The organism is Polaribacter sp. YIW18 (assembly GCF_057219325.1).
In genome coordinates this window covers 46638-61564 of the sequence record NZ_JBXVVE010000001.1, presented here as the reverse complement: position 1 = coordinate 61564, position 14927 = coordinate 46638, and the positions used below count along the sequence as shown (strand labels likewise).

The 14927-nt window shown below is 32.9% G+C and carries 8 protein-coding genes; all 8 read left to right on the top strand.

All coding sequences use genetic code 11. The features are described from left to right. The first annotated feature begins 1 nt into the window (after position 1). The 8 genes from AC2D6T_RS00160 (at position 2) to AC2D6T_RS00125 (ending at position 14926) form a co-directional block, all read left to right on the top strand. Positions 2-712, top strand: a complete 711-nt coding sequence (locus AC2D6T_RS00160; RefSeq protein ID WP_484680038.1) for a fibronectin type III domain-containing protein — start codon at positions 2-4, stop codon at positions 710-712. A gap of 67 nt (positions 713-779) precedes the next feature. Further along, positions 780-1094, top strand: a complete 315-nt coding sequence (gene rhaM / locus AC2D6T_RS00155) for an L-rhamnose mutarotase (protein ID WP_484680041.1) — start codon at positions 780-782, stop codon at positions 1092-1094. Between the two features lie 120 nt (positions 1095-1214). Beyond that, positions 1215-3686 carry a T9SS type A sorting domain-containing protein gene (locus AC2D6T_RS00150; RefSeq protein ID WP_484680040.1) on the top strand — a complete coding sequence of 824 codons (2472 nt, stop codon included), beginning with the start codon at positions 1215-1217 and terminating at the stop codon, positions 3684-3686. A gap of 54 nt (positions 3687-3740) precedes the next feature. Next, positions 3741-5939 carry a BNR-4 repeat-containing protein gene (locus AC2D6T_RS00145; protein WP_484680039.1) on the top strand — a complete coding sequence of 733 codons (2199 nt, stop codon included), beginning with the start codon at positions 3741-3743 and terminating at the stop codon, positions 5937-5939. Position 5940: 1 nt separating this feature from the next. Further along, positions 5941-6651: a fibronectin type III domain-containing protein gene (locus AC2D6T_RS00140; protein WP_484680038.1), complete on the top strand. Its 711-nt coding sequence runs from the start codon at positions 5941-5943 to the stop codon at positions 6649-6651. A gap of 24 nt (positions 6652-6675) precedes the next feature. Further along, positions 6676-9321, top strand: a complete 2646-nt coding sequence (locus AC2D6T_RS00135) for a DUF4955 domain-containing protein (protein WP_484680037.1) — start codon at positions 6676-6678, stop codon at positions 9319-9321. 129 nt (positions 9322-9450) lie between these two features. Next, a complete protein-coding gene (locus AC2D6T_RS00130) occupies positions 9451-12171 on the top strand; it encodes a family 78 glycoside hydrolase catalytic domain (protein ID WP_484680036.1) in 2721 nt (906 codons plus the stop codon). Positions 12172-12175: 4 nt separating this feature from the next. Then, positions 12176-14926: a family 78 glycoside hydrolase catalytic domain gene (locus AC2D6T_RS00125; RefSeq protein WP_484680035.1), complete on the top strand. Its 2751-nt coding sequence runs from the start codon at positions 12176-12178 to the stop codon at positions 14924-14926. The last annotated feature ends 1 nt before the right edge of the window (position 14927 follow it).

Sequence of the window (14927 nt, the reverse complement as noted above, 5' to 3'; positions counted from 1 at the left end):
GATGAAGAAGCCATATTTATTTACACTATTAATCGTAATGTTCACGATGCTGTCATGTGGAGGAGGAGGAAGTGAACCAGGAGGAGAAGAAGAAGAGGAAAACCTTAATACAGCTCCAACTGTTCCTAGTCAAGTATTTCCATTAAACAATACCATTTGTACAGATAACAATGTCATATTTGAATGGAATGCTTCAACAGATGAAGAAGGTAATAGAATTACGTATACCATTGAGATTTCAGAGAACAGTTCATTTTCACCACTAACAAAATCAGAGACAAGTTTTTCAGAGTCAAGATTGATAAGTTTAGAGAAAGGAAAGGCCTATTATTGGCGCATAAAAGCAGTAGATAGTAGAAATGCAGAGAGTGAATTTTCACCAGCGATGCAATTTGTAACAGAAGGAGAAGGAGTTTCGAATCATGTACCTTTTCCACCAACTTTGGTATCACCAGCTCAAGATTCAGAGGTAGATGGAACTAGTGCAGAATTAAGTTGGACAGCCTCAGATGTAGATGGTGATTCATTGACGTTTGATGTTTATTTCGACACGAATGAAAATCCAACTACATTAGTATCAGAGAATCAGACAGCAACAACCTACACAGCATCAGGTTTATCAGCAACAACGAGATACTATTTTAAGATAGTGGTTAAAGATGATAAAGGTGCATCAAGTATAGGCCAAGTCTGGAGTTTTACGACTAAGTAATAAATACTTTTAATTTCAAGGTTGAATTCTAGCAACAATTAATGCAATAACATTATACAAGTTTAACATGAAAAGATTGGCTTTTAAAATGAAGTTAAATTCAGGGCAAAAGGAAGTTTATAAAAAAAGACATGATGAAATTTGGCCTGAATTAAAAGAGTTGTTAAAGCAGAATGGCGTTAGTGAATACTCAATTTTTTTAGATGAAGAAACAAGTACTCTTTTTGCTTTTCAAAAGGTTGAGGGGTCAAAAGGTTCGCAAGATCTATCTTCTAATGAAATCGTAAAAAAGTGGTGGAATTTTATGGCAGATGTTATGGAAGTCAATCCAGATAATTCACCTGTTACTAAGGTTCTTGAAGAGGTGTTTTATCTTCCTTAGGAATCAAAATTATAAATTTATCTTATGCATATCATTAAAAATATTTACAACATAGCAGGATACCTCAAGATGGTTTAAGAACTATTAGAACCTAAATTTATGCCAATCTCAAAATAATAAATGAATCAAGTTAAAAGTATATATAAATTACCTGTTTTATGTGCCTTAATAATCTTATTATGCCGTTCTTCTTATGCTCAAGTTAAGCTTGAGAAGGAAATAAAAATTACTGATTTTGGTTTGCATTTTGATGGGAGTAAAGTATCAAATGGAACTCCAAACATAGGAGATAATACGCCCTATGATTATTATTTTGGAAGAAATATATCTGCTCATGGAGATGCAGTTCAAGCCTATGGAGATTATGTGTTTATGACTTGGTATCGAGGTGGGAAATCTGATCGTCATATGATGTTAACACGTTATAACACTGTTACAAATACATTAGCAACAATAGAATTTCCACATAGGCATACAGGTTTTCAAAATCAATATTGGATTGGAGAATCTCATAATACCATTGCAGTTGGTATCAGTCCTTTAGATGGTACAATTCACTTGTTGTACGATATGCATGCCTATAGTGCCTCAAAACCTTCAAATGGTAGTTTGGCAAACGATTATTTCAGATATTCTTATTCTGTAAAGAATGCAGCTACATTACCTGATGAAGAATTTACCTTAGATAAATTCATTTTAGATAACGGATTATCAGGAGATTATACACATTTACGTTTACCAGGAAACATTCCTCAACGTGAGTTTATAGCATTAACCTATCCTAGTTTCTTTCTGAACAATCAAGGTGATTTGCTGTTTAAAATGCGTGAAGGAGGAAACAATAATGGTATGTACAAATTTAGTAAGTACGATGCTACTACAGGGACTTGGAATAATTTTACCGATTTTAATAGATTGGGAGCAAGAAATCAACCTGGTATTAATTTTAATTGGGGATTGTATGGAAGCATTAAATACGCCAATGGAAAAATACGTATTGGTTTTCAAAGAAGGTCTCAAAACAATAATGATAAATACCAATACCAAAATGGGGTGTATTATGCCTATTCTGATGACCCAAGTGGAGCCACAGGCTGGAAAAATTATAAAGGTGAACCCTTTTCTGTACCTTTAAACGATCCAGATTTTATAAAAGTCATGGAACCAGGTGATTATGTGCAAACAACTCAAAAAAACAAAGTACATATTACAGGAAATTTTGCATGGACAGTTACAGAAAACGAAGATGTTCATATAATAAGCAGAGTAAGAGATAATCAATTTAATAAAACAAAATACTTACACACCTATAAACCTTCAGGTGCAACAGAATTTATAACTTCAGAAGATTTTTCAGGAGGTTCTGCGCTATACACATCAGGAGGTGATGTTTTTTTAATTGGATTAAGTAATGGACGTGTTTATATAGAAAAAGCAGAAGGAGGAACCAATAACTTTTCAAGAGTATATCAAGCAACAAGTGGTAGAAGATTCGATCATGGTGTAGTGCATATAAAAGATGGTAAAGTATACTATTATCTAATGGAAGATAAATCTGGTAATGCACAACCTTTATATCTTCAAATTATAGATTTAGATATCGATATTACTCCATTTAGAGTGTCATTATCAACTCCATTCAGTGGACAAAATTTTAACATTGGAGAAACAGTTAATATTGCTGCAAATGCCATAAATACAGAAGGTTCAATTTCAAAGGTAGTATTTAAATTAAATGGAGAAGTCTTGGGTGAAGATACAACTTCACCTTATGCATTAGAATGGAATCCAACAGCAGAAGGTACTTTTAGCATTCAAGCAATTGCTTATGATGAAAATAACGAATCCGTTTCTTCTTTAGATAGAAGTGTATCTATAACCGTTCAAGACCCTAATGATATAACAGGTGTGTTTTACAGATTAAAAAATGTTGAAACAGGAAAGTACCTAAAAGCTTCGGGAGGTCAGAGTGCATTGCAAGAGAGCGAATATGTTGCAGGTTTGGAAGATTTCGAATTTCAATTTGTAAAAACGACTTTTGATGGTAAAGAGTACTACAGTATAGATCCAAAAAAAAGAGGAGTATTAAGAGCTACAGGTGCTAACTTTTCTACAAAATATGCAGTAATATCTTCTGGAGCAGAACCACCAAATCAAGATTCAGATAAAGTTTGGAAAGTGCACTTTAATGAACAAGAAGGAACCTATAGATTTGAAGCTAGAGCGTCTAATCGTTTTTTATACAATGCAGATAATGGCGGTTTTTATAATCTTATTGCTGATGAAAATAACAACAGATCAAAATGGATTTTAGAAACTGGGGTGCTTGGTGTTGATGATTCTGAAATAAATAATCAAAGTATAAGCATCTATCCTAATCCAGCATTAAATAATTTTACGGTTAGTTTAAACGGATTTCAAAAGGCAACAATTATGATTAATGATGTTCTTGGAAAAGTTGTTTTTAGCCAAGATATTTCATCAAATAAAAGCTTAATTGAAATAGATAATCGTTTTAAAACTGGTGTTTATTTAGTTAGAGTTGTTGATGGTTTTAATAATGTATATCATAAAAAATTAATAATAAACTAAGTTCTTAATTTAAGTTTAGTTATTACAATTCAAGTAAATAATAAAGGTTAAATTATGAATAAAGAACATGTTTTTAAGTTTGGTAAGAAAATTCTTTATAGTTTTTTCTTTTTGTATTTTTTAACAACAGTTACAAACGCTCAAGTTACCCTTGAAAAAGAAGTAAAGATTACGGACTTAGGTCTACATTTTAATGGAGAACGTAAATTTAACGATCGAAATACAAATATACCAGATAATGGAAATCCAGATTCTTATGACTATATTTTTGGACGTAATATTTCAGCACATGGAGATGCAGTAAAGGCCTATGGAAAATATGTGTTTATGACTTGGTATAGAGGAGGTAAATTAGACAGACATATGATGTTATCTCGTTACAACACTGAAACAGGAACCTTAGCAACCATAGAGTTTCTTCATAGGCATACTGGTTATCTAAACAAATGGTGGTTAGGAGAATCTCATAATACCATTGCAGTTGGTATTAGTCCTTTAGATGGAACAATACATCTATTATTTGATATGCATGGTTATAGACCTACAACTGCAGGTGGTAGTCTTTCAGATGATTATTTTAGATATGCCTATTCTGTTAAAAATGCAGCCATTTTACCAGACTCAGAATTTACTTTAGATAAGTTTGTGCAAGATAATAAAGGTCGATACAAACATTTAAAGTTAACAGGTAACATCAATCAAACTGAATTTCACGGATTAACTTATCCTTCGTTTTTCTTAAATGATCAAGGAGATTTGTTGATGAAAATGAGAGAAGGAGGTGATAGAAATGGAATGTATAAGTTTACCAAATATGAAGCTAATACTGGTAATTGGACAAACTTCACAGATTTTAACAGATTAAACGCAAAAAGTCAACCAGGTATTACTTACAATTGGGGATTGTATGGTGATATTAAATATGCAGCTGGCAAAATAAGGGTTGCCTATCAGCGTCGATCTGAAAATAGAGATGATAAATTCAGTCATCAAAATGGTATTTATTATGCCTATTCAGATAATCAAGATGGTTCTGATAGTTGGAAAAACCACAAGGGAGAACCAATCTCTGTTCCTATTTATGATTCTGACTTAATAAAAATAGCGGAACCTGGCGATTTTGTGCAAACTACAAAAAAAGATCAAGTACAAATTACAGGTGGACTCGATTTTACAGTTACAGATAGAGGTGATGAACATTTTATTAGTAGTGTTAGAGATGCTGAAAATAATGTAAGAAAGAATCTACATACCTATAGACCAGCAGGTGAAACAGATTTTATAACAACAGATGATTTTGCAGGTGGGTCTACGATTTATACTTCTGGTAACAGCATTTTTATAATAGGCTTAAATAATGGTCGTGTTTATGTAGAAAAAGCAGAAGGTGGAACCAATAATTTCGAACGTGTTTACCAACAGACTGGTGGTAAGCAATTCGACCATGGAGTTGTCCATATTTATAATGGAAAAGCTTATTATTATCTAATGGAAGATACTTCAGGTAGTGCAATGCCCTTGTATTTACAAATTATTGATTTAGATTTACCTCCTACAGATCCAACATTACCCAACAATTTCACAGTTCAAACCATTGGAGAAACGTGTCAAGACAAGAACAATGGACGCTTGATTATAGAAAGTGCAGCCGTAAATGATTATGTAGCTACAGTAAACGGAACAGATTATAGTTTTACAAAAAATACAACTATAGAAGATTTAAATCCAGGAACCTATACTTTATGTATCTCTGTTGTAGGTATGGATTTTACGACATGTTATGAAGTAGTGATACCAGAGGCAGAAAACTTATCAGCAAAAATAAGTGTAAGTAAGAAGTCAGCAGCAGTGTCTGTAGACTCAGGGACAGCCCCATACACAGTTTATAAAAATGGAGAAGTAGTTTTAGAAACTTACTTAACCAGTTTTAATATAGCTGTTGATCATGGAGACCAAATAGCAGTAAAGAGTAAAGAAGCCTGTCAAGGAGAGATGTCAAAGACCATCAACTTATTAGAAGATGTAAGAGCATATCCCAATCCTTCAAATGGAGCTTTCGAGTTCTTTATACCAAATGATATAGAAGAAATAGGATTAGAATTATACGATATACAATCTAGATTAATCGTCTCAAAAATATATAAAGTAACTAAGGGAAGAGTAGCCATAGATATAAAGGATAAACCAAGTGGAGTCTATTTTGCGAAGATCAATTCAAAGAATCCAGTATTTGTTAAATTAATAAAGAATTAAGATGAAGAAGCCATATTTATTTACACTATTAATCGTAATGTTCACGATGCTGTCATGTGGAGGAGGAGGAAGTGAACCAGGAGGAGAAGAAGAAGAGGAAAACCTTAATACAGCTCCAACTGTTCCTAGTCAAGTATTTCCATTAAACAATACCATTTGTACAGATAACAATGTCATATTTGAATGGAATGCTTCAACAGATGAAGAAGGTAATAGAATTACGTATACCATTGAGATTTCAGAGAACAGTTCATTTTCACCACTAACAAAATCAGAGACAAGTTTTTCAGAGTCAAGATTGATAAGTTTAGAGAAAGGAAAGGCCTATTATTGGCGCATAAAAGCAGTAGATAGTAGAAATGCAGAGAGTGAATTTTCACCAGCGATGCAATTTGTAACAGAAGGAGAAGGAGTTTCGAATCATGTACCTTTTCCACCAACTTTGGTATCACCAGCTCAAGATTCAGAGGTAGATGGAACTAGTGCAGAATTAAGTTGGACAGCCTCAGATGTAGATGGTGATTCATTGACGTTTGATGTTTATTTCGACACGAATGAAAATCCAACTACATTAGTATCAGAGAATCAGACAGCAACAACCTACACAGCATCAGGTTTATCAGCAACAACGAGATACTATTTTAAGATAGTAGTTAAAGATGACAAAGGTGCATCAAGTATAGGTCAAGTCTGGAGTTTTACGACTAAATAGTAGTGTGTTAATAAAATCTAATTTATGAAAAGTAATATAGTAGTTGTATTTTTTATGGTTGCCTTTGCAACTTTAAATGGGCAACAGAAAGAAGCCCCTTCATGGGTCGATTTTGCAGAGAAAAAACTAACAGGAAACTTGGCAACTGCAACCTTAAATGATTTTTCATTTACAGGGTATCATTTTTCGGAAAAAGAAATCCCTGATGTTTCAAACTGGAATACGATAAGTGTAACAGATTTTGGGGCTACCCCAAATGATACCACCTTCGATGATAATGCAATTCAAGCTGCTATAAATGCTGCAGAGGCAAGTGGTCAACCTACAGTTGTTTATTTTCCTGCAGGTAAGTACTGGGTTTCAAGTGAGACCACAAAAACACAACCAATTACTATTAGTGGTAGCCATATTGTTTTAAAAGGAGCAGGTAAAGGAGATGGAGGCACTGAAATTTATGCAGATAAATTCAATGAAAGTAAATTTGGTAGCGGCTCTACTCATTATCGATTTATGTTTAAACCAACCAATACAGATTCAAATGACATTACTCAGGTAACTGCAGAAATAAAAAAGGGTGACTTTGAAGTTCAAGTAGCAAGTACAGCAAACCTATCAGTTGGGCAATATGTAGATTTGTTTCAAAAAACAACAGATAATTTAGAGGCTAATATGCCTGGATTAACGCCTAATACAAGATGGACTATCATTAATAGAGATGGTATTCGTCCGTTTGAAAAACATATTATAACCAAAATATCTGGTAATACAGTTACCTTTAAGAATCCTGTACAGCTAAATATGCCATTTTCTTCGACAACTGTCCTAAAAACTTTTCAAACTATAGAAGAAGTTGGAGTTCAAGATATTTTATTTACAAGTGGTTGGAAAGATTATCCCGAAAATTTTGTACATCATGCCAATGATATTGTAGATTATGCATGGCAAGCTGTATTCTTTACAAATGTTGTAAATGGATGGATTAAAGACTGTCATTTTAAAGATTGGAACGAAGATATTTTTATTGATAGAAGTATGGCGGTAACTGTTAAGAATATCGACATTTCTGGTAAGAGAGGGCATACTAGTTATTTTTCTAGATACAGTTATGGGGTGCTGTTCGAGAATTGTTTTGATAATGCAGATCAAGGCCTTGTCAACGGTAGAAAAGGTATGTTGCATGGTCCAGGTATGCGTTGGAGTACTACAAGTTCAGTTTTTTTAAATTGTCCAATGCAACCAGATCAATCTATAGATGCTCATGGTTCTCATCCTTATGCCAATTTGTTAGATAATATTCAAGGTGGAAAGCTTTTAGGAAATGGAGGAGCAGAGACATCCTATCCAAATAGTGGGCCTTATTTAACATTTTGGAATTTTAAACATGATGCTAACTTTACCAGTAGACTCTACGATTTTTGGTTTATATCTAATACAACAGAAAGAAGAACCCATACGTTTCCTAATCCATTATTTATTGGTTTTCAGCCTGGTCCTGGAGAGAATAATATAAGATTTAAAAATGAGGGTGTTGATGAATTGAGAGGAGAGCAAGTTTATCCTAATTCTTTATTCGATGCGCAACTACAGTTACGTTTATATAAAGGATTCATGTCTGCATCTTCATCAAAAGATAATGCAAAAGCAGTACTTGCAAACGATAAAAAAACCGCTACATTTTGGGAATCTAATGGAGCAGGTACAGGAGAATGGTTAATGTTAGATTTAGGTATTTCAACCTCTATAAGCGATATTATTCTAAGAGAACAAAATTCAAGTATTAAAGATTGGAAAATCGAATACTGGAGTGAAAATGAATGGAAAGAAGCAGCATCTGGCCTAGAAATCGGTTCAGAAAAGAAAGTTTCTTTTAATACGATTTCAGCAAGAAAACTACGTTTAAAGATAGAGAGTATGCTTGCTGGTCAAGAGAATAATCCAGCTTCTATTTCAGAGTTTAAAATAGATAGAGGGCCATTACAATTGGCTGCAGATAATTTTTCAATTCAAGGTGTTGGAGAAACATGTTTAGATAAAAACAATGGTAAAGTAATTATAAGTGCAGAGGCTGTTTACAATTACATAGCTACAATAAATGGTACTTCGTATAATTTTACACAAACCACAACAATAGAAAATTTATTACCTGGAAACTATGAATTATGCATCACTGTAGATGGTGAGGATTTTAAACAATGTTATAATGTAAATATTGAGAAAGGAGTTAGTTTATTAGGTAAAATAGCTGTTTCAAAAAAATCGGTAGAGGTGTCAATAAATTCTGGAACAGCACCTTATACAGTGTTTAAAAATGGTCAAGAACTATTTCAAACATATCTAAGAAATTTTTCTATCAATATTAGTGATGGAGATATTATTCAGGTGAAAAGTAAGAATGCATGTCAAGGAGAAATGGAGAAGAAGGTTGATTTATTGGAAAACATAACAGCTTATCCAAATCCATCTAATGGTAGTTTTGAAGTTTATATGCCAAGCACCAAAGAACCACTTAAAGCAGAAGTATATAATATTCGTTCTCAATTGTTAAACGTAATTTATAAAAAAGAAAATTCAGATAAAATACATGTAAACCTAGAAAATAAACCAAATGGTGTTTACTTTTTAAAGTTAAATTTTAAAAGGCCGGTCTTTATTAAGTTAGTAAAGAAATAGTTCAAGGTCATTTTAATAACTTTTTAAACCAGAAAAAATTTTTATTTTTTCTGGTTTTTTTGTCAGATACCTCAGGATAGTTAAACTCAAAAAAAGATAGATATTAGGTGCGTTGTATATTATTATCTTATGAAGAAGTATAACTATATTTTTACTTTCCTTTTTTCTGTTTTTTGGGTGTTTAGTTGTGCAACAAAAAATGAAGAACTTATCCAAAAACCAATACAATTAACCATTTCAGAAGGTTTTAAAAATCCTATTGGTTTTTACAACCCTAAACCAACTTTTTCTTGGAAATTGCCAGTTTCAGAAGGCATAGCATCACAAGCTGCTTATCAAATTGTAGTAGCATCATCAGAAGAATTATTACCAAATAATGCTGATTTATGGGATTCTGAAAAGCAAAAAAGTTCTCAGTCTACTTTTGTGAATTATAAGGGTAAAGCATTGCAATCTCGTCAAAAAGTATTTTGGCAAGTACGTTTTTGGAACCAAGACAACAATGTTTCTGCATGGAGTAATGTCAATCACTTTGAATTAGGTTTATTAAAAAACTCAGATTGGAAAGCAAAATGGACAGGATTAGATACTGCAAAAGATAGTATCAAAGGAGTTCGAAAATTTTTAATGCACAGACCACAATATTTACGAAAAGGATTTGACTTGCCATCAGACATAAAATCAGCAAGATTATACATCACCTCAAAAGGTGTTTTTGATGTGCATTTAAATGGAACAGACGTTAGTAATGATGAATTAACTCCAGGTTGGACACCTTATAATAAAAGAATTGAAACACTAACCTATGATGTCACCTCCCTTCTATCTCAAGGAAAAAATGCCATTTCAGTAGAACTAGCTTCAGGTTGGCATTCAGGAAGAATTAGTAGAGGAAAAGCAGTCTACGAAAATTTTGCTTCACCTAAAGTTTTATGTCAATTAGAAGTTACTTTAAAAGATGGTTCTAAAAAAACAATAATATCTGATGAAACTTGGAAAGGAATAACCAACGGACCAATTCGATTGGCAAGTTTGTACGATGGAGAAGTATATGATGCCAATCTAGAAATTCCAAATTGGAAAACCCCAACTTTTAAGGATTCCTTTTGGATAAATACAGAAGTAGAAGAAATTGCTGATAGTGTAAAATTAGCACCAAAACGCCATACTCCTGTTAAAACAATGGCCGTTTTAGAGGATGTAGCAATGGTATCCAAAACAAAATCTTCCGTAATTTTTGATCTAAAACAAAATATGGTGGGTGTACCAAAAGTAACGGTACCTATGAAAAAAGGAGATACTTTAAAAATTCGTTTTTCAGAAATGTTATTGTCTGATGGTACTTTTTACACCAAAAATTATCGTTCTGCAAAATCTACAGATTATTATATTGCTGCAAAAGATGGTGTTATCGAATATACTCCAAAATTTACCTTTCACGGTTTTCAATATGTAGAATTATCAGGTTTTGATAATTATGAAACACCAAATACAAGTTGGGTAAAAGGGTTGGTTCAACATTCAAATTTTTATAAAAACGGAACATTTAGCTCTTCTCACGATAAATTAAATCAATTACAAAGCAATATTACTTGGGGTTTACGAGATAATTTGCTAGATATTCCTACAGATTGCCCACAAAGAGACGAACGTTTAGGTTGGACAGGAGACGCACAAGTTATATCGCCAACAGCAATGTATAATTTTAAAATGCACGCTTTTTGGACAGCTTGGTTGCAAAGTATGCGCGAAACGCAATCTGAGCACGAAAATGGTTTGGTACCTTTTATCATACCAGATGTACTTCAAAATAACAGCGCTAGTTCTGGTTGGGGAGATGCCTGCGTTGTAATTCCTTGGGATATTTATAGTATTACTGGTGATAAAACAGTTTTAGAAGAAAACTACGAAATGGCTAAAAAATGGGTGGGTTATTACCAATCTAAGTCAAAAAATTATATACCCACTATACATTCTTTTAGAGATTGGTTGCAACCCTATCCCACAAAAGGTGGGAAAATGGGAAATAGAGGTGACACACCAGGAAGTTTTGTAAATGCTGCTTACTTTGCGCATTCAGCGCATTTGGTATCTAAAATTGCAGGAGTTTTAGGTAATGTTGATGATGAAAAGAAATACAAAAACTTATATAAAGAAATCGCTTTAGCTTTTGAAAACAAGTTTTTTGATAAGAACGGAAAATATAAAAACAAGATACAAACTCAAACCGCATATTTACTTGCTATTTATTTTGATTTATTACAACCAGAAACTAAAGTAAAAGCGCAAAAACACCTATTGGAAACTATTAAAAATGCAGATAATCACTTAGGTACAGGTTTTTTAGGTACTCCAATTTTACCAAAGGTTTTAGATGATATGGGCGAGATAGATTTGATGTATGAAATTCTGTTTAAAGAAACGTATCCATCTTGGTTTTATTCTATAAATCAAGGTGCAACAACGATGTGGGAACGTTGGAATAGTTATAGTAAAAAAGACGGTTACAATCCACAAAGTATGAATAGTTTAAATCATTACGCTTATGGTGCTGTAGGGCAATGGATGTACGAACGTATTGCAGGATTGTCTTCCTTAGAGCCAGGTTACAAAAAAATAAGAATTGCACCCATACCAAGCCAACAACTAACATCTGCAGAAGCAAGTGTAAATACACCTTTTGGTAAAACATCTTCTTCTTGGAAAATTGAAAATAATGTGTTTTATTTAGAGGCAACTATTCCACCAAATACAACCGCAGAAATTCATCTTCCAAAAACATCTAAGAATAATAAAAATGATGTGAAAATTGTAAATGCTGGGACGTATACATATCTAATTAAAATATAATTTAATGAATAATAAACAGAAACAAAAGATATTTTTACTATCACTTTTATGTCTTGTTTTTTTTAGTATAACTTCTTGTGAACAAAAAGAAACTTTAGAAAAAGCAAATGATTTAACGATATCTGAAGGATTCAAAAACCCGTTAGGTTTTTATGATGCAACACCAACATTTTCTTGGAAATTACCTACTTTAAAAAATAATAAAAGTCAATTTGCTTATCGAATTATTGTTGCAAGTAGTGCTGATTTGTTACCTAATAATGCTGATTTATGGGATTCTAAAAAACAAGAATCAGACCAGTCTGCTTGGGTAAAATACGAAGGAAAAGCCTTACAATCGAGACAAAAAGTGTATTGGCAAGTCAAGTATTGGAATCAAGATATGGAGGTTTCTTCATGGAGTGAAATCAATCATTTTGAATTAGGATTATTAAACAATTCTGATTGGCAAGCAAAATGGATAGGTTTAGATACCAAAGCCGAAAAAGTTATTGGAAGCCAAGAGAATATTCTTCATAGACCTCAATATTTAAGAAAAGATTTCGAGTTGTCTAACGATGTTTCATCCGCAAGATTATACATCACTGCAAAAGGTGTTTTTGATGTAGCCATAAATGGCGAAGATGTTAGCGATGATGTAATGCCTCCTGGTTATACGCCTTACAAAGAAAGACTAGAAACCATTACCTATGATGTGAGTAACTTTATAGAATCTGGCGCAAATACAATAGGAATTGAAGTTGCTGCAGGTTGGCATTCAGGACGTTTGGGTTGGATGAAAACCTATTGGCTTGATACTGAAACACCTAAAGTTTTAGCTCAATTAGAGTTGCAAATGAAAGACGGCTCAAAAGAAATGATTCTCTCTGATGATAGTTGGAAAGGAACAACAAATGGTCCAATTCGTCTTTCAGAAATTTATGATGGAGAAACCTATGATGCCAATTTAGAAATGCCAAATTGGACGACCAATAATTTTAATGACAACAATTGGAAATCAGTAAATACATTTCCTGTTACTAATGCTATTCGTTTAGAACCTAAAAGACATACTACAGTAAAGTCAAAAATAAAATTAGCAACCAAAGAAATTATTAAAAAAGATGGTGCTGTAATTTTTGATTTAGAGCAAAACATGGTAGGTGTTCCACTAGTAAAAGTGCCAATGAAAAAAGGGCAAACATTAAAAGTTAGATTCTCAGAAATGTTATCACCAGATGGTACTTTTTATACCGAAAATTATAGATCTGCAAAGTCTACCAATTATTATACAGCATCAGAGGATGGAATTATTGAGTATATACCAAAATTTACATTTCACGGATTTCGATATGTAGAATTGAGTGGTTTTGATACTTCAAAAGAACCTTCAAAAGATTGGGTTAATGGTTTGGTTCAATATTCAGATTTTGAAAAAAACGGAACATTTACTTCATCAAATGAAAAACTAAATCAACTGCAAAGTAATATTGTTTGGGGTTTACGAGGTAATTTTTTCGATATTCCTACAGATTGTCCTCAGCGTGATGAAAGAATGGGATGGACAGGAGATGCACAAGTATTTGGACCAACATCTATGTTTAATGCAGATGTTTATAAATTTTGGGCAAGCTGGATGCAAAGTGTAAGAGAATCGCAATTTAAAGATGGAGGAGTACCTTGGGTTGTGCCAGATGTATTGTTTAATAATAAAGTAAGTGCAGGTTGGGGAGATGTGTGTACTATTATTCCTTGGAAAATTTACCAAAGAACTGGAGATAAAAACATTTTAGAAGAAAATTTTGAAATGATGAAGGGTTGGGTGGCTTATCATCAAAAAAATTCAAAAAATATGATTTCTAAAATGGGCTTTTTTGGAGATTGGTTACAACCGTATCCAGAAAATGGAAACAATAGAGGAGATACTAAACAAAGTGTAATTGGTACAGCATTTTTTGCACACTCTGCAAAGTTAACCGCAAAAACCGCAAAAGTTTTAGGAAAAGAAAAAGAATATCAAAAATACTATGATTTATATAAAAAAGTATCAAAAAGCTTTGCGAATCAATTTTTTGATGAAAATGGAAAGGTAAAAAATGCTACAGAAACCCAAACAACGTATTTGTTGGCTTTAGCATTCAATATGTTGCCAGAGCAAAAGCAAAAAGGAGCAAAAGAACAATTGTTAAAAAAGATTGCAGAAGCCGATACTCATTTAAGAACAGGTTTTTTAGGAACGCCATTATTATCGGAAGTTTTAGACGAGACAGGAGAAATAGACTTAATGTATACTTTGCTATTTAAAGAAACTTATCCATCTTGGTTCTATTCTATAAATCAAGGAGCAACTACTATCTGGGAACGTTGGAATAGTTATAGTAAAGCAGAAGGGTTCAATCCTCAAAACATGAATAGTTTAAACCATTATGCTTATGGAGCTATTGGTGAGTGGATATATGAGCGAATTGGAGCAATTGCCCCTTTAGAACCAGGTTATAAAAAAATTAGAATCGCACCAAAACCTAGAATTCCGTTAACATCTGCAGCAGCAGAATTAAACACACCTTATGGAAAAGTAGCTTCTGCTTGGAAAATTAATGAAAGACAATTTACACTTAGCATTACAATTCCACCAAATACTACAGCAAAAGTGCTTGTACCTGGAGTAAATGTTAATGCTGATGAAAAGGAGAGTATTGAACAACTAAACGAAACCAAAGAAAGTAAGGAGTTTTTAGTGCAACCAGGTACCTATAAATTTACATCAAAATTATAAT